The 16,491-nt window shown below is 70.7% G+C and carries 16 protein-coding genes and 1 pseudogene; 7 read left to right on the forward strand and 10 right to left on the reverse strand.

Going from position 1 to position 16,491, the window contains the following annotated elements; genetic code table 11:
• Positions 1-13: 13 nt before the first annotated feature.
• Positions 14-310, forward strand: a complete 297-nt coding sequence (locus ACIA77_RS16140) for a hypothetical protein (protein ID WP_395886630.1) — start codon at positions 14-16, stop codon at positions 308-310.
• On the opposite strand, the gene ACIA77_RS16145 is transcribed toward ACIA77_RS16140, so the two are convergent.
• The 4 genes from ACIA77_RS16145 to efeU are packed head-to-tail and all read right to left on the reverse strand — an operon-like array spanning position 307 to position 4,007.
• Complete coding sequence (locus tag ACIA77_RS16145) at positions 307-723, reverse strand: PPOX class F420-dependent oxidoreductase (RefSeq protein ID WP_395886631.1); 417 nt, start codon at positions 721-723, stop codon at positions 307-309. The two genes, ACIA77_RS16140 and ACIA77_RS16145, sit on opposite strands and share 4 nt — an antisense overlap.
• Positions 724-757: 34 nt before the next feature.
• Positions 758-2,014: an iron uptake transporter deferrochelatase/peroxidase subunit gene (efeB, locus tag ACIA77_RS16150; RefSeq protein ID WP_395886632.1), complete on the reverse strand. Its 1,257-nt coding sequence runs from the start codon at positions 2,012-2,014 to the stop codon at positions 758-760.
• The gene (efeO, locus tag ACIA77_RS16155) at positions 2,011-3,162 is read right to left on the reverse strand and encodes an iron uptake system protein EfeO (protein WP_395886633.1); all 1,152 of its coding nucleotides are present in this window, start codon (positions 3,160-3,162) and stop codon (positions 2,011-2,013) included. Before efeO ends, efeB begins: the two co-directional genes overlap by 4 nt.
• Complete coding sequence (efeU, locus tag ACIA77_RS16160) at positions 3,159-4,007, reverse strand: iron uptake transporter permease EfeU (RefSeq protein WP_395886634.1); 849 nt, start codon at positions 4,005-4,007, stop codon at positions 3,159-3,161. Before efeU ends, efeO begins: the two co-directional genes overlap by 4 nt.
• 333 nt (positions 4,008-4,340) lie before the next feature.
• Here efeU and ACIA77_RS16165 point away from each other — a divergent pair, with 333 nt between their 5' ends.
• Positions 4,341-5,123, forward strand: a complete 783-nt coding sequence (locus ACIA77_RS16165) for a murein transglycosylase (RefSeq protein WP_395886635.1) — start codon at positions 4,341-4,343, stop codon at positions 5,121-5,123.
• Here the strand turns inward: ACIA77_RS16165 and ACIA77_RS16170 are convergent.
• The gene (locus ACIA77_RS16170; RefSeq protein WP_395886636.1) at positions 5,120-6,388 is read right to left on the reverse strand and encodes a sulfatase-like hydrolase/transferase; all 1,269 of its coding nucleotides are present in this window, start codon (positions 6,386-6,388) and stop codon (positions 5,120-5,122) included. The genes ACIA77_RS16165 and ACIA77_RS16170 overlap by 4 nt on opposite strands.
• Positions 6,385-7,659 carry an MFS transporter gene (locus ACIA77_RS16175; protein WP_395886637.1) on the reverse strand — a complete coding sequence of 425 codons (1,275 nt, stop codon included), beginning with the start codon at positions 7,657-7,659 and terminating at the stop codon, positions 6,385-6,387. The genes ACIA77_RS16170 and ACIA77_RS16175 overlap by 4 nt, the downstream gene beginning before the upstream one ends.
• 58 nt (positions 7,660-7,717) lie before the next feature.
• Here ACIA77_RS16175 and ACIA77_RS16180 point away from each other — a divergent pair, with 58 nt between their 5' ends.
• Entirely contained in the window at positions 7,718-8,860 is a 1,143-nt protein-coding gene (locus tag ACIA77_RS16180; RefSeq protein WP_395886638.1) for an ROK family transcriptional regulator, read from the forward strand.
• Positions 8,861-8,967: 107 nt separating this feature from the next.
• Here the strand turns inward: ACIA77_RS16180 and ACIA77_RS16185 are convergent.
• The 3 genes and pseudogenes from ACIA77_RS16185 to ACIA77_RS16195 form a co-directional block, all read right to left on the reverse strand.
• Positions 8,968-10,123 (reverse strand): annotated as a pseudogene (locus ACIA77_RS16185) (IS110 family transposase).
• Between the two features lie 779 nt (positions 10,124-10,902).
• Positions 10,903-11,085 carry a hypothetical protein gene (locus tag ACIA77_RS16190; RefSeq protein WP_395886639.1) on the reverse strand — a complete coding sequence of 61 codons (183 nt, stop codon included), beginning with the start codon at positions 11,083-11,085 and terminating at the stop codon, positions 10,903-10,905.
• Between the two features lie 163 nt (positions 11,086-11,248).
• On the reverse strand, positions 11,249-11,647 hold the full coding sequence (locus ACIA77_RS16195; RefSeq protein ID WP_395886640.1) for a tetratricopeptide repeat protein: 399 nt from the start codon (positions 11,645-11,647) through the stop codon (positions 11,249-11,251).
• Between the two features lie 72 nt (positions 11,648-11,719).
• Between ACIA77_RS16195 and ACIA77_RS16200 the strand changes: the two genes are divergently transcribed.
• The 4 genes from ACIA77_RS16200 to ACIA77_RS16215 all read left to right on the forward strand — a co-directional run bounded on the left by ACIA77_RS16200 (position 11,720) and on the right by ACIA77_RS16215 (position 15,248).
• Complete coding sequence (locus tag ACIA77_RS16200; RefSeq protein WP_395886641.1) at positions 11,720-12,190, forward strand: VOC family protein; 471 nt, start codon at positions 11,720-11,722, stop codon at positions 12,188-12,190.
• Positions 12,191-12,279: 89 nt separating this feature from the next.
• Positions 12,280-13,566, forward strand: a complete 1,287-nt coding sequence (gene eno, locus ACIA77_RS16205) for a phosphopyruvate hydratase (RefSeq protein WP_395886642.1) — start codon at positions 12,280-12,282, stop codon at positions 13,564-13,566.
• Positions 13,567-13,573: 7 nt separating this feature from the next.
• A complete protein-coding gene (locus ACIA77_RS16210; protein ID WP_395886643.1) occupies positions 13,574-14,164 on the forward strand; it encodes a septum formation initiator family protein in 591 nt (196 codons plus the stop codon).
• 559 nt (positions 14,165-14,723) lie between these two features.
• Positions 14,724-15,248, forward strand: a complete 525-nt coding sequence (locus ACIA77_RS16215) for a DUF501 domain-containing protein (RefSeq protein WP_395886683.1) — start codon at positions 14,724-14,726, stop codon at positions 15,246-15,248.
• Positions 15,249-15,347: 99 nt separating this feature from the next.
• Here the strand turns inward: ACIA77_RS16215 and ACIA77_RS16220 are convergent, their stop codons facing one another.
• On the reverse strand, positions 15,348-16,424 hold the full coding sequence (locus ACIA77_RS16220) for a hypothetical protein (protein WP_395886644.1): 1,077 nt from the start codon (positions 16,422-16,424) through the stop codon (positions 15,348-15,350).
• Positions 16,425-16,491: the final 67 nt, after the last annotated feature.

A 16,491-nucleotide genomic window follows, 5' to 3' on the forward strand; every position in this document is an offset into this window, starting at 1 on the left:
TGACGCTGCCACCGTGCACCGGCTCCAGCTCGAGACGCTCGGGCACCTCTCCTTTCTGGGGATGATCCTCGAGGTCTTCGGTCCCGGGTTCTCCGCAGCGAACCTCACCCGCCGCCGGACCGAGGGCGACACGTCGGTCGACACGCTCACCCCGGCGCGGCAGCTCTTCCCCGTGAACGCACACCTTGCCTGGGTCACCGTCAGCGCGTTCTGGCAAGCCTGGAGACTCCGCACCGTCGAAGCTGTCGACCGGCGCGGCGGGTCACCGACCAACGGGTTCCCGACGCGCGACGTAGATCGGCGCGGTTAGCGCACCACGTCGCGGTTGTTCGACCGCGTTTCCATCGGCGGCTTGTCCGGGTCGTCGATGCCGAAGCTGAGGATCCGCTCCGGGTGGATGCGGATCACGGCCCCGTCCAGGTGGCCGTCGGGTTCGAAAGCGGCGGGCAGGACCTCCGCGCGGCCGCGGACCTCCAGGAACCGCACGCGCATCGGGTCGAGGGACGGGCGGTCGTCGACCACGAAGGCGGCGCGGTGGTTGGCGGCGGCGTTGCGGTACTTGCGGCTGGCCGCCAACCCCGCGCCGGTGATGTCCAGCGACGGGATCGACGGGTTGTAGGTGAAGGCAACCGGGTTGACCTGCAGGGTGCCGTCCGGCTGCTGGGTGGCCAGGCGGCCGAGGTCCTGCGTGGTCAAGTACTCGATTTCGGCGGGTGTGAACATGACCCCCACGATGGGGGTTCAAGTGCACTTGAAGTCAAGCGAACAGGCCGTCGCCCCAGTTGCCCGTGGGGGAGACGCCCGGCGGGACGGCGAAGTGCGCCGAGCCGGTGTGCTGGACGTACTCCATCATCGCGTCCTTCGAAGACAGCGCCTGCTGCATCGGCACGTACTGCTTGCGCGTGTCGCGGTTGAAGGCCAGGAAGAACAGGCCCGCTTCGAGGTGGCCGACGCCGTCGGAGCCGTCGACGAAGTTGTAGCCGCGGCGCAGGATGCGGGTGCCGTTGAGCGTCTGGTGCGACGCCAGGCGGATGTGGGCGTCGTCCGCGATCAGCGGGACGCCGCCGGCGCCGCCGACGCCCAGGTCGACCTCGTCGAACTCGGCGGTCTGGCCCAGCGGCGCGCCGGAACCCTTGGTGCGGCCGATGATCTGCTCCTGGCCCTCCAGTGGTTCGCGGTCCCACGTCTCGATGTGCATGCGGATGCGCCGAGCCACCAGGTACGTGCCGCCCGCCATCCAGGCTTGCCCGTCGCCCGCCTCGGCCCACACCTCGCTGCGCAGGATGTCGGCGTCCTCGGCCTTGATGTTGTTCGTGCCGTCCTTGAAACCGAACAGGTTGCGCGGCGTGGCCTGCGAACGCGACGTCGACGCGCTGCGCCCGAACCCGAGCTGCGACCAGCGCACCTCCGTCACGCCGAACCCGAGCCGCGCGAGGTTGCGCACGGCGTGCACGGCCACCTGCGGGTCGTTGGCGCACGCCTGGATGCACAGATCGCCACCGGTGCGGGTGGGGTCGAGCTTGTCCTTCGGGAACAGCGGCAGGTCGATCAGCTGCGGCGGGCGCTTCGCCGCCAGGCCGAACCGGCCGTCGAACAGCGACGGGCCGAACCCGATCGTCAGCGTCAGCTCCGAGGCCGGCAGGTCCAGCGCCTCACCCGTGTCCCCGGGCGGGGCCTCGGCCGCGCCCCCGACCGCGCCGTTCGGCACGACCTCCTGGCCCGCCGTCATCCGGCGCGCCGCGTTGGTCCACGTGCGCAGCAGTTGCCGCAGTTCGCCGACGTCTGAAGTGGTCACGTCGAACGCCGCGAAGTGCAGGTTCTGCTGGGTCGGCGTGACGATGCCGGCCTGGTTCGCCCCGTGGAAGTCCACAGTGGTCACCGCGGCCTGCGCCGGGGTGTCCCCGACCCGGTCGAAACCCACCCCGGCCGCGGCGCCGGCGCCGGCCAGTGCGACGCCCGCCCCGGCCAGCCCGAACAACTTGCGACGGGAGACTCGCGTGCCGTCTTCGCTCACTGGGCCACAACCTCCGCGACCTTGCTCAGCGGCTCGCTCAGCGCGTCGACCGCCGAGGCGAACGCCTTGATCTCGTCCTGCGACAGCTGGTTGTAGTACTTGAACCCGTCACCGCTGCGCGTCTTGTCCAGCAGCGTCTGCACTCCTGTGAACTGCTTGTCCAGAGTGGACACCAGTGCCGGGTCGCGCTCCTGCAGGATCGGCCGCAGCGCGGCGATCGCGCCCTTCGAACCGTCGACGTTGGCCTGGAAGTCCCACAGGTCGGTGTGCGAGAAGGTCTCCTCCTCGCCGGTGATCTTGCCGGTGGCGACCTCGTCGAGCAGGCCCTTCGCGCCGTTCGCGAGGTCGAGCGCGCTCAGCTGCAGCGTCTTGGTCTTGGCGACCAGGTCCTTGACGTCGGTGAGCAGCTTGTCGGCGACCTGCGGGCTGTCGGGCTTGAGCCCGGTGACCCACAGGTCCTTCTCCAGCCGGTGGAAGCCGGTGAACTGCTGGCCCGGCTCGAGGTCGGCCTCGCGCACGTCGATCAGCGGGTCGAGGTCGCCGAACTTCTCCGCGACGGGCTCGATGCGCTCGTAGAACACGCGCGTCTGCGCGTACTCCGCTTTGGCCTCGTCGACCTTGCCGGCCTTGATGAGGTCGACGAACTTCGCCGTCTCCGTCTCCAGCGCCGCGCTGTTGTTCGCGACGTAGGTGGCGTAGCTCTTGGTGGCGTCGGCCTTCTGCGCGTTGGTGTCGCCCTGCTTCTGCGCGCCGCCGGTGACGGTGAAGTCACCGCGGATGCCGTCGCCGACCATGCCCGGCTTGCACGCCGTCTGGTACTTGCCGGCGTCGGGGACCTCGACGATGAGCCGCCGGTTCAGGCCGGGTGCGATGTTCTCGACCTCGCCCATGATCCGGTCGCCCTCGGCGTAGAGGTAGAACTCGGTGACCTTGGTGCCCTTGTTGGTGATCTCGAACGTCACGTTGCCGGCGTTGGCGGTGTTCGTCGCGACCGCGCACGACGTGTCCGACGCGTCGACCTTGATCGGCCCACCCGCGGCGGCGCCGCCCGAAGCGGAATCCTTGCTGTCGCACGCGGACAGGGCCAGCACGGCGCCGACTCCGGCCACGAGGGCCAGCGGGGTTCGGGGGGAAAGGGGCACGGTCACTCCTTGACACCGGCCGCAGCGGCTTCAGCCGGAACGGTCTTCTTCTTGGTGGGCTTGAGGAACAGCGGCAGCACGATGACCACGTAGGCGACCCAGGCGACCGCCTGCAGCACGGTGGTCTGCTGCGAGTAGTTGAAGATGCCCTTGAGCAGCGCGCCGTACCACGAGGTCTCCGGCAGCGCGCTCGACGCGTCGAACGCGAGCGTGGTCAGGCCCGGCAGGAACTGCGCCTCCTGCAGGTCGTGCAGGCCGTAGCCGAGCACGCCGGCGGCGACGAACACCAGCAGCACCCCGGTGACGGTGAAGAACTTCGCGAGGTTGAACCGCACGGCGCCGCGGTAGAGCAGGTACGCGATCACGACCGCGGCCGCGATGCCCACCACGAACCCGATGAGCGGCTGGATCGTGTCCGACTGCGCGGTCTGCACGGCGGAGTAGAAGAACACGGCCGTCTCGAGGCCTTCGCGGCCGACGGCGAGGAACGACAGCAGCAGCACGGCGGCCGGGCCGACCTTGAGCGCGTCCTCCATCTTGCCGCGCAGCTCCGCCGCGATGTGCCGCGAAGCCTTGCGCATCCAAAAGATCATCGCCGTCACGAACCCGACCGCGACGATCGAGAGGCTGCCGCCGAGCAGCTCCTGGTGCTCGAAGCTCAGCTGCGCCGTGCTGTAGGTCAGGATGGCGCCGACGGCCACCGACAACAGCACTGCCGCGCCCACGCCGGGCCACACGAACTTCAGTGCTTCGCGGCGATCGGTCTTCACGAGGAAGGCGACCAGGATGCTGACGACGAGTGCCGCCTCGAGACCTTCGCGCAACCCGATGAGCGCGCTCGAAAACACCACTGCTCAGACCTCCTCCGCGTACCCGGACCAGATGTTTTTAGGTAAGCCTTGCCTGTAAGTCCAGAGGAGCGTACGCCTGCGCGTGGGCGACGATCCGGGCAAACCGGACGTGACGCCGGAGTTAGGTTAGGGTAACCGCAGGTCAGGGCCGTGAACGGCGGCTCGATAACAAATTGTGTGATGTCGGCTGCTGGGGCTGCTGAGTTAACTGTCCGCTTGCTTTTCGCCTGGTCGAGCGAGTGACGTTCGGTGCCCGCGCGCCGCCTCGAGGCCGCCCGAAGCGTGATCACCCGATCTGGCGTCACGCCGGAGTGGGAGAAGTAACCTGTCCGGGTGGCCGATACCACTCAGGCGTCTCCGCCTCGTCGTTACGTCAGCCGGATCGCGTTGTCGCTGGGGCTGGTGCTCACGGGGATCGTGCTGGTGGTGACGATCGGGGTGCGCAACCCCGATCCGGCTCCGGCGGCGCCCGCCGCGCCCGCTCCCTCATCGTTCTCCGTGCAGCCGCAGCGGCCGCAGAGCGGGGCGCAGGCGCCGCGCGCCGGGCTGGCCGCGCCGCCCGACCGGCCGACGGAGTCGGACCAGGCCGAGCTCGACGCGTGGGCCACGCGCGTCGCCGGCAAGACGGAACTGTCCGCGCGGGTGCTCGCCGCGTACGGGCGCGCGGAGATGTGGATGCGGCGCCAGAAGCCGGCGTGCCACCTGTCGTGGGCGACGCTCGCGGGGATCGGGCACCAGTCGTCGCCGGCGCTCGCCGTGGGCGCGACCGGGGTGGTCACGCCGGCGATCGTGAGCGGTCCCGTCGGGCCGGACACCGACGCGGGCAAGCTCGACGGCGACCGCAAGGCCGACCACGAGCTCGGCCCGCTGCGCTTCCAGCCGGCGGCGTGGAAGAAGTACGCCGAGCGCGCCAACGGCGACGGCAAACCCGCCGACCCGCAGAACATCGACGACGCCGCCTTCACCGCCGCCCGCTACCTGTGCTCCGGCGGCGACGACCTCGGCACGCCCGAGGGCTGGTGGCGGTCGATGCTCTTCTACAACGCGTCCGTCGACTACGTGCAGTCGGTGTTCTCCGCCGCGGATTCGTACGCGGCCGCGAGCGTCGCGCTCTAGCCGATCACGGGTTCGGGCTCGCCGGAGCCGACGATCCGCTGCAGGAGCCGTTCGCGCAGTTCGTCGCGGACGGGGGCGAGCGCCGGGTCGTGGACGAGGTTGGTGAGCTCGTCCGGGTCGGCTTCCAGGTCGTAGAGGTAGGTCTCCTCGTAGCGGTCGGCGCGCGGCTCGTCCCAGGCGTCCGCGTCCGGCGCGGTGACGCAGTACTTCCAGCGCCGCGTCCGCAGGGCGCGCCCGACTTCGGACTCGCTGATCTGGACGAGGACGTCGTCGGGGCCTTCGGGCGCGGCGAGCACGGAACGGCCCTGCATCCACTCCGGCACGGGCAGGCCGGCGGCGTCCAGCAGCGTAGGCGGGAGGTCGACGTGGCTGACGAGCCGCTCGTGGCGGCCGTGGACGCCGGCGCCGGCCAGTGCGGTCGGGACGCGGATCGACGCGTCGTGGCAGCTGCGCTTGTACTCACCGTTGCGGGTCTTGAAGTGGTTGCCGTGGTCGGAGGTGAAGAGGATGACTGTGTCGTCGAGGATTCCCTTGTCCGCCAACGCTTCTACGAGCCGGCCGAGCACTTCGTCGAGGCGGCGGACCATGCCGAGGTAACCGCCGAGGTGCTCGGGCCAGTTGCCGCCCGGCAGCGCCGCGAGGTCGGAGGGAACCCACCGGCCGTCGTAGCGCTCGCGGTAGCCGTCGGGGGCGGGGTAGTCGTCACGGCTGTTCTGGTGGTGCGGTTCGAGGAACGACACGAACAGGAAGAACGGGTCCGACCGGTCCCGTCGCACGAAGTCGACGGCCGCGTCGCCCAGCGCGTCGGCGCGGTAGCCGGCGAACGTGCGGGGCTGGTTTTCCTCGTCGTACAAGGTGGTTTCGTACGCGTCCGACGTGAACTCCAGCAGGTTGGCGGCGAGCCAGTGCTGGTAACCCGCCCGGTCTTCGGCAGGCACCGCACCGGGGCACTCGTCGCGGTAGAGGTGCCACTTGCCGAGGTAGCCGGTCTCGTAACCGTGCCGCGCGAACTGCTGCGCGAGCGTCGGGACCTCTCGCGCCAGCGGGATGCCGTTGCGGTAGACGCCGTTCGTGGTCGGGTACGTGCCGGTCTGCAGCGTCGCGCGCGCCGGGGCGCACACGGGCTGGCACGTGAACGAGTGCTCGAGGAGCAGCCCGCGCGCGGCAAGCGCGTCGAAGTTCGGGGTGAGCCCGAGCGGGTTGCCGTGCGCTCCCGTCGTGTCCCAGCGCTGCTGGTCGGTGAAGAACACCAGCACGTTCTTCACAGTGTCACCAATGCTTTCTGCTGCGCCTTGCGGCCGGACAGCGCGAACGACGAACCGAGGGAAACCAGGCCCAGCACCACGAGCACGAGCGCGGCGGGCCAGCTCGCGCCACCCGTGCCGACGAGGAACGACGTGGTCACCGCGGGCACGAACCCGGCGACGAGCGCGGACATCTGCGTCGCGATCCCGAGCGAGGAGTACCGCACCTCGACGCTGAACATCTCCGTGAACAACGTGCCCTGCAGCCCCGACATGCACACCGCGCCGCCGACCGCGGCGAGGCTCGTCGCGAGCCAGATCAGGGGCACGGAACCGCTGTCCAGCAACCAGAAGTACGGGAACCCGGACAGCGCGACGATCGCCGCGCCCGTGAGGTAGATCGGTTTGCGCCCGAGCCGGTCGGACAGCGCGCCGGCGACGGGGATCAGCACGAGGCCGATCACGTTGTACAGCAACACTCCCACGAGTGCGACGCTCGGCCCGTAGCCCAGCGTCGTGGTGAGGTAGGAGATCGCGAAGGGCTGGTAGATCTGCGAACTGCCGGCCTCGCCGACGCGCGCGCCGAACGCGACGAGGAGCTCCTTCGGGTGCTTGCGCAGGGCGGTGACGAGCGGGAGCTTCGCTTTGGTGGCGACGCGGCGGAAGTCGCGCGTCTCCTGGATCTTCAGCCGCACGACGAGGCCGGCGACGAGCAGGATGACGCTGAACAGGAACGGGATCCGCCAGCCCCACGTCAGGAACTGCTCTTGCGGCAGTGCGGTGAACAGGCTCGTCATGCCGAGCGCGATGAGGTAGCCGATCGACGCGCCCGTCTGCGGCAGGCTGCCCCAGAACCCGCGGCGCGCTTCGGGCGCGTGCTCGACCGTCAGCAGCGTCGCACCCGCGGATTCGCCGCCGAGGCCGAAGCCCTGCGCAAGCCGGAGCGTGACGAGCAGGATCGGCGCCCAGACGCCGGCGGTGCGGAAATCGGGCAGCACGCCGACGAGGAACGTCGCGAGGCCGGTGATCAGCATCGTCGCGACGAGCGTGCGCTTGCGGCCGAGCCGGTCGCCGAAGTGGCCGAAGAACAGCGCGCCCAGCGGCCGCAGCACGAAGCCGGCGCCGAACGTCGCGAGCGCGGCGAGCGTGCCGTAGATCGGGGCGACGGTGGGGAAGAAGAGCTTGCCGAAGATCAGGCCGGCGGAGATGCCGTAGAGGTTGAAGTCGTACCACTCGAGTGCGGCGCCGGACAGGCTGGCCGCGACGACCTGGCGCATCGGTTGACGGTCCACGGTGACCACCTTTTTTAAAGGGCATATATTAAATGGCCTTGCGGTATAGTCGCAGCGCGTGGGAGAGGTGTCAAGCGAGGTCGCCGGGTCCGCCCTGGTGCGGCGGCTCAACGCGGGCCGCCTGCTGGAGCAGCTGCGCCGCGGCGAAGCCATGTCGACGAACGAGCTGGTGGACCGCACGGGCTTGTCCCGCCCGACCGTCCACGCGGCCGCCGAGCACCTCAAGCAGCTCGGGTGGGTCGACGAGCAGGCGGGCCCCGTCGCCGGGCGCGGGCGGCCGTCGCGGGTCTTCGCGTTCCGGCCGGGCGCGGGTTACGTGCTGGGCGTGGACATCGGCGCGCACACCGTTCGCGTGCGCCTCGCCGACCTGCGCGGTGCCGACGTCGTGTCGTCGGAACGGGTGTTCCCGGATCCCTCGATCGGCGCGGCTTCGCGGGTGGCTTCGGTGCGCGCGCTGCTAGAGGCGACGCTCGCGTCGGCTTCCGTGCGGGTGGGGCAGGTGCTGTGCGTGTGCGTGGGCACGAGCGGTCCCGTCAGCGCGGACGGGGTGGTGCGGCTGCGCACCGGCATCCCGGGCTTCCTGGACCTGGACCTGCGCGCGGAGTTCACGCGCGGCTACGGCTGGGACGTCCTCGTCGAGAACGACTGCAACCTCGCCGCCCTGGGCGAACGCTGGCGCGGCCTGGCGGTGTCGGCGCAGAACGTCGTCTGCCTGCTCGCCGGTGAACGCCTCGGCGCCGGGATCATCGTCGACGGCCGGCTCGTCCGCGGCCACCAGTCCTCCGCCGGCGGCCTGGACTTCCTGCGACTGATGGGCGACTCGTCCTCGGCGGACGGGATCGCTTCGCTGCTGCGCGCCCACACCGGCCGCCCCGCCGAGTCGGTCTTCGACGCGGCCACCTCAGGCGACGCGGCCGCGGCCGCCGCGGTCTCCGCCGCCGTCGCCCCGGTCGCCTCCGCGATCGCCACCATCGGCGTCCTGCTCGACCCGGAACTCGTGGTCATCTCCGGCGCCGTCGCGGCCGCCGGCGAGGCCCTGGCCACCCCGATCCGCTCGCACCTGGCCACCCTGGGCGTCGCCGCGCCCCGCGTCGCCGCCTCGCCCCTACGCGAGCAAGCCGTGATCACGGGCGCCGTGCGGCTGGCTTTGGAGCGGGCTGAGTCTCGTTATCTGCAGGGCTTGCTGGCGGCACCGGCGTAACCCATCACCTTCGGCTGCCTCGCCCCCACCCCCGCGACGACAGGCCCCCGCCCTCCCAAGGGGGCGTCCCGCTTCCAGCCCATCGAGACCTCCGATCTCGCTAACTGTCAAGCCGCGGCGGGTTCTGCCTGGCGGCCAGGTTCGCCGAAGGCCTTGATCGGGTCGTGGGTCTGGCCGGTGTGGAGGCAGTGGTGGAGCTGGCCGAGCGTGCGGTTGAACAGGTGCCGCATCGCTGCGGCGTGGCGGTCGCCACGGGCGCGGCGGCGGTTGTAGTGGTCTTTGGCCGGGCCTGGGCGAGGCATCGCGGCGAAGGCGCAGAGGAAACCGACTGCGTTGAGGCGGTCGTTTTTGACCAGGCGGCGCGATGCTGCGTCCGGAGGCCCTGGTCACGGGTGCTGAACCGGCGTAGGCCTTGAGCGCGGGCGTCGGCGAATCGGGTGCGGTCGTCGCCGATCTCGGCCAGGAGCCGGGCCCCGCTGAGTTCTCCCATGCCGGGGAAGCTGGTGATCACCTCGTGGTCAGGGTGTTGCTGGAACATCTCGATGGCGGCCTGAGACTTATCGACCAAGGGAAGCTGCCGTCGTTGCGGAATCCGCGAGGTGTCGTGGAGTTCTGCGGCCAGCGCGTCGATGCCGCGCTGGCGGCCGGCGCGCCGCCGTGGTGGCGATCCGGGCAGGTGTGAGCTTGGCGGCGGCCGGCGGTGTCGGGGCGAGCGCGAGTAGGTGGCGGGCTTCGGGGCCGGCGAGGTTGGTGGCGCCGTTGCGGTAGAACGCGGCCAGGAAGACCGGGTAGTCCTCGCGCGGCAGAGACCGCAGTTCCTGCAAGGCTTTGGTGCGGCGTGACTGTGTCCTGGGCGGAACGGGCCAGGACCGCGACCCCGCGGGCGAGTTCGGTGTCGGCGGGCGGCGGCCGGTGGGCGTGGGCGTCGGTCCGCAGGATGTTGGCCAGGACCATCGCGTCGGCGCGGTCGGATTTCTTGCGGGAGACGGTGTGGCGTTCCCGGTAGCGGGCGATGGCCATCGGGTTGATCGCGTAGATCGCCCGGCCGGTTTCCCGCAACGCGGCGACCAGCAGTCCGCGCGGGGTCTCGATCGCCACCGGGATCGGGGCTTCGCGGCTGTCGCCGGCGTCGGCCAGCAGCGCCATCAGCTCCGCGAAACCGTCGGCGGACTCGGCGATGCGGCGTTTGGCCACCAGCTTGCCCTCGGCGTCGACCAGGGCCACGTCGTGATGCCGCTCGGCCCAGTCGATCCCGCAGAACACCTTTGCCGACTTGCTCTGAGCCGTTCACGATCCCAGCGATTCGCACGAGTCCGGTCTTGATGCCAGAGCTGCGGGCTCCCGATAAGCAAGGGTGTAGGTCGTGCGGACGGGCTCGAACCACGAGCGACATCCTTGATCAGCAGGCGCGGTGGTGACCCGGCCGGGTGTGGTCCGCCGGTCTCGACCAAGGACTCGACGGTCCGTGGTCAGGACAAGGCGTCCCGGCCGGATCGCCACCTGTCGTGTCCCGCCGCGGCACGGTCTTGGCCAAGGGCTCCAGGCCCCAGGTATCGCCAGGCGTCGGCGGAACACGAACTCAAGAGCGAGCCGGAACCGAGCAGAGATCTTGATCGGCTTCGGCTCGTTCGCGTGCCATCGAGGTCAGGGCCCCGAAAACGGGGTTCGCGGAATCTGTGGACAACCACGCCGCAAGTGGGTCGGCTGTGGATGGAACGGGCGATGCGGCGGCACGCGATGACGAAAAGCGCTAAGGCGGTCATCAGGTCGGCAGCGAGCTGTGGGGCCGAATCGATGAGCGCCCACGAGCGGTCGCGGGTGCGCGGCGCCCACTCGCGAACGTCGATGCGCGATCAGTCCACAGACGGAGGGCCCGGGCCCTGATCGGATGTGCGCCGGCGAGGGGTCTCGGCGCACGGCACAAACTCACCAGAAGCCGGTGGCGCACTCAGCAGACAGGCGACGAGCTCCGGCCCATCCCGATGACCGTCAGTGAGCAGTCTCGGCGCCCAGTACCAGCTCACGAAGAGCGCCATACCCGGTCAGTGGGTCGGCAGTGCGCTCCGGCCCCAAGCCGGCGAAGGCTTGCGAGCCGGCTCCAGTCGCGCGGCGGTCTGGGGTTTCCGGGGGAAGCGGTCGTTGAGCTCCACGATCACCGGAGCCAGCGCGCCGAGCACCAGCACCAGCAGTCCGGCCACGGTTCCGATCACGGTCAGCACGGTCATCTCTGCTCCTCGAGTCGATCTCTGCGATGACTCAAGCTTCGCTCGCGCGGGGACTCCCGAGGATCAGCCGACCGGCCGGCCGCAGCCGCCGGATGGCCACACCCAACAGCACACCGAGCCACCCCCCCCAGCCCACCGAAACCCCAGGCCGGGAACCGAGAACTCAGTTGTCCCGCAAGGTGATCCGTGCCCTGACCTCGCTGATCGCCTCCAGGTATTCCGGCACGGGGTTCATGGCCGACGCCATGCGCAGCTGCGCCAGCGCCTCGGCCAACCGGCCGAGGCGCTGGAGGGTCCGTCCGAGGACGAAACGCGCGTAGTGGTCCGTCGGATCCAGCTCGAGGACCCGGGTGAACGCGCGTTCGGCGCGGCGGAGCTGCGCGGAGTGGAAGTAGGCGCGCCCGAGCAGGAGCTGCACGCTGGGTTTGTCGTCGTCGAGCAGGGGTTGGAGGGCCTTGAGCGCGTCGAGTGGGCGGTGGCGTTCGACCAGATCCTCGCCCTGGCGGAAGGCACGAAAACGGTCTTCGCCGGTGGGCTCTGGTGCTGCTGCGGCGTCCGTCATGGTCACTCTGACGATACCGCTGTCGAGGGGGTAGCACGAGGCGGCGGACGGGTCGTGGTGGACTGTCCTGCCATGAGCAGCGAGCAGGAACCCGGCTACCTCGGCCTCGCGCCCTACCTCTACTACTCCGACGCCACCGCGGCCGTCGAGTGGTTGACCAGGGTTTTCGGCTTCACGGAGGAAGTGCGGTTCGAAGACGCGTCCGGCGAGGTCTTCCAGGCGACGCTCTGCGCGGGCGCCGGACGGGTCCAGCTGGCGGGCGTCGGTCCCGAATACTGGACGGCCAAGGGCGTGGAGGGACCGGTCGGGCAGCTCAACATCATCTACGTGACCGACGTCGACGCGCAGTACGAGCGCGTGCGCACCGCGCTGGGCGACGACGCCGTGCCGGAACCGCCGCAGGACCAGCCGTACGGCGCGCGCGTGTTCACCGTCGCGGATCCGGGTGGCAACAGCTGGACGTTCTGGGAGCAGACGTCGCAGACCGTCGAGCTGCCGTCGGGGTGGCGTGAGGTGCGTTCGGGTGAGGTCCGGGAGCACTGAGCTGAACGGCCGAGCCTCCAACGGGTGAAAGACGCGGACAGCTACTCTGGGCGGCGTCACCGCAGGCACGACCCACTGAGGAGCATGGCGTGGCTCTCATCGAGCAGGTAGGCGCGCGCGAAATTCTGGACTCGCGCGGCAACCCGACCGTCGAGGTGGAGGTGGCTCTCGACGACGGCACGCTGGCGCGGGCCGCCGTCCCGTCGGGTGCGTCCACCGGCGAACACGAAGCGGTCGAGCTGCGTGACGGGGACACCGGCCGGTACAACGGCAAGGGCGTGGAGCGCGCGGTCGCCGCGGTGCTCGACGAGATCGGGCCCGACCTGGTGGGCGTCGACGCCGTGGACCAGCGGATCGTCGACCAGAAGCTCGTGGACCTCGACGGCACGCCGGCGAAGTCGCGCCTGGGTGCGAACGCGATCCTCGGCGTTTCGCTGGCCGTCGCGAAGGCCGCCGCCGAGTCGGCCGAGCTGGAGCTCTTCCGCTACCTGGGCGGGCCGAACGCGCACGTGCTGCCGGTGCCGATGCTCAACATCCTCAACGGTGGCGCGCACGCCGACACCGACGTGGACATCCAGGAGTTCATGATCGCGCCGATCGGCGCGGAGTCGTTCCGCGAGGCGCTGCGCTGGGGCACCGAGGTGTACCACGCGCTGAAGGGCGTGCTGAAGGGCCGCGGCCTGGCCACCGGCCTCGGCGACGAGGGCGGGTTCGCGCCGAGCCTGGGCAACAACCGCGAGGCGCTGGACCTGATCCTGCAGGCCATCGAGAAGGCCGGCTACGCGCCGGGCCGCGACGTCGCGCTCGCGCTGGACGTCGCCGCCACCGAGTTCTTCGCCGACGGGGCCTACACGTTCGAGGGCAGCAAGCGCAGCGCCGAGCAGATGTCCGCCTACTACGGCGAACTGCTGCGCGACTACCCGCTCGTGTCCATCGAAGACCCGCTGAGCGAGGACGACTGGGACGGCTGGGTCCAGCTGACCGCCGAGGTCGGCGACAAGGTCCAGCTCGTCGGCGACGACCTGTTCGTCACCAACCCCGACCGGCTCGAGGAAGGCATCACCCGCCGCGCCGCCAACGCGCTGCTGGTGAAGGTCAACCAGATCGGCACGCTGTCGGAGACGCTGGACGCGGTGTCGCTGGCCACGTCGTACGGCTACAAGTCGATGATGAGCCACCGCTCCGGTGAGACGGAGGACACGTTCATCGCCGACCTGGCGGTCGCCACGGGCGTCGGCCAGATCAAGACGGGCGCCCCGGCGCGCGGCGAGCGCATCGCGAAGTACAACCAGCTGCTGCGCATCGAAGAGACCCTCGCGGACGCCGCGCGCTACGCCGGCGACCTCGCGTTCCCGCGGTTCACCGCGGAGGCCTGAGGGTTTGATGGCCGACCGGGGGAGGGCGCGCAGCCGCCGCGGCGGCACCGGCGCGGGGTCCGCGCGGACCCGGCGCTCCGGCTCGGAGGGCGGCGGGGCCACGCGCACCCGCCGCCCGGCATCGGCGCGCCGTCGTTCAGCTGCCGCCGCGGCCGCCGGCGGGGAGACGACGCGGACCCGCCTGCGCCGCGGGCTCGCGGCCAAGCGCGCCTCCGGCGCGGCCAAGGTCCTCGGCATGTCGACCACCCGGCGCGCTGCCGTGGTGGCGATCGTCGTGTGCGCGCTGGCGTTCACCGTCGCGGTTCCGCTGCGGACTTACCTGAGCCAGCGCTCGGAGGTCCGCGAACAGGAAGCGCAGCAAGCCCAGCTCCAGGCCCAGGTCGACGAGCTGCGCGCCAAGAAGGCCAAGCTCAGCGACCCGGCGGAGATCGAGGCGGAGGCCCGCCGCCGGCTGCGGTACGTGAAGCCCGGTGAGTCGCCGTACATCGTGCAGCTGCCGGAGGACCAGCCCGCCTCGCCGCCGCCTGCCGCTGGACCGGCTTCGGTTCCGCAGGGGTCTTGGTACGACAAGCTGTGGGACCAGGTTTCCGGCGGGTGAGTTCGTTGGTTCTGGACGGTGGGGTGCTCGGGTGAGTGCTTCGCCGTTTCGCCGGGGTTGACCGCTGCATCGGAGTTTGGGCGTGCGGGCCGGCCGGGGCCGCGCCTTCAGGTAGCTGTCTGGCGTTTCACCCGGATTGGGCGCTCGGCATGGCTGCCGGGGTTGAGTGCCCTGAATCGCAGCGGTCGGTCTCTTCCTCGGCGGCGCGGACGGCTGTGCCGCCCCGACGCGCGGCCGTTTCGCACACCCGAACTCCGCGCACCCTTAGGCCTCTCGCGCCCGGTGTCAGCCTGGAAACCGTCAGCCCGGGATCCGCCTGAATCGGCCCGAATCAGGCCTGTCACTTTTCCGCTCGCCACAGCCCATTTCCCCAGCTGCCAGCCCCCTCCGGCCCCGAAACAGTCCCCCGCCCTCCACGGGGGGCGTCCCCGTCCCAGTCTACCGGCGCGGGGTCGCGCGGAGGCTTCGGCGCGGGAGTTGTCCACAGGGGAGCCGAGTTGTGGACAAGTCGGGGGTGCAGGCGGAGGGTGAGCAAGGCCCGCCGGTCGGCGGCATTAGCCTGGACGTCGTGAACAGCAGCAACAGCAGTACCCGCTTCGAGCCGGTCAGCGAGGCCGACCGGGAGATCATCGCGGAGCAGCTCGGCCGGCCGCCGCGCGCATTGCGGGCCGTGGCGGCGCGGTGTCCGAGCGGGCACCCGTCGGTGGTGCAGACGAGTCCGCGCCTCGAGAACGGCACCCCGTTCCCCACGCTCTACTACCTGACGTGCCCGCGGCTGACGTCGCTCGTCGGCACGCTCGAGGCGTCCGGGATCATGAAGGAGATGACCGCGCGGCTCGAGACGGACCCCGAGCTCGCCGCGGCGTACCAGCGCACGCACGAGACCTACCTGGCCGAGCGCGACGCCATCGAGTCCCTCGGCACGCAGGTCACCGCGGGCGGCATGCCGGGGCGCGTGAAGTGCCTCCACGTCCACCTCGCCCACACCCTCGCGGCCGGCCCGGGCGTCAACCCCTTCGGCGACGAAACCCTCGAATGGATCCGCACCCAAGGCTGGCCGTCGGGCGACTGCGCGGCCGGGTAACGCGACGGTCCCGTGCGCAGATAGTCCGCACAGGCGGGCAGTTACTACTTCTGTGGGTTCCCGTACGGGTGACCCGCCGCCAAGCTGAGTACGGCATCTTCACACGACGTAGGCAACGATCGGGGCCACCACCGGGCGACCCCGAGGAGGGTTCGGAGCATGCGGGCGCCACGCGGACTCGGGCACTTCGCCCGCAAGCGCCGCGCCGCCACCCCCGAAGGCGACGCCACGCCGCCGCAGAACCCGGCCGACGGCGACGCACCGAAACCCGACGGTCCGGACGGCGAGGTCGAGGCTCCGGACGCCGAAGGGTTGGGCCTGCCCGAAGCCGAAATTGTCGATGACGCAAGCGAACCCCGCGACGCAGCTGAAGGCGCCGAGTCTGGGGGCTCGGGCGAGGTTGCAGGCGCCGGTGGCGTGGTAGAGACCCACGGCGTCGAAACTGACGCCGTCGAGGACGAAGCCACGCCGACCGACGCCACGCCGACCGACGCCACGCCGACCGAAGCCACGCCGACCGAAGCCACAGAGGGCGACGCGGCTGAGGGCGACGCTGGGGAGGCTGAAGCCGCAGAGGACGACGCTGCAGAGGGCGAAGTCGCCGGGGGTGAAGTCGCGGAGACCGTCGCGCTGGGCGAATCCGCAGGGGCTGAAGCCGCAGAGGGCAACGCTGCAGAGGGCGAAGTCGCTTGGGGTGAAGTCGCGGAGACCGTCGCGCTGGGCGAATCCGCAGGGGCTGAAGCCGCAGAGGGCAACGCTGCAGAGGGCGAAGTCGCTTGGGGTGAAGTCGCGGAGACCGTCGCGCTGGGCGAATCCGCAGGGGCTGAAGCCGCAGAGGGCGAAGCTATCGAGGGTGACGCCGGGGAGTCCGCCGCGCCGGCTGAAGCCGGGGAGACTGATGCAGCGGAGGACGATGCTGCAGAGTGCCACGCCGGGGAAGCCGCTACGCCGGGCGAAGCCGCGGAGACCGAAGCCGCGGAGACTGAAGCCGCGGAGACTGAAGCCGTAGAGACTGCCGCGTCGGGCGAAGCCGCAGAAGGCGACGCTGCAGAGGGCGAAGCCGCGGAGACCGCTTCGGAGGGCGAAGCCGAGGAGACCGAAGCGGCAGCCGTCGAAGGTGCGGAGGGTGAAGCCACCCCGGACAGCACCGGTGAGCCGGCCGAACCCGAAGATCAAGCCGCACCCGAAAGCCCCGAACCAGAGCAAAGACCCAGGCCGACCCGGCCACCGCGCCGCAACCCCC

It is taken from the genome of Amycolatopsis sp. NPDC051903, assembly GCF_044452505.1.
GTDB lineage: Bacteria > Actinomycetota > Actinomycetes > Mycobacteriales > Pseudonocardiaceae > Amycolatopsis.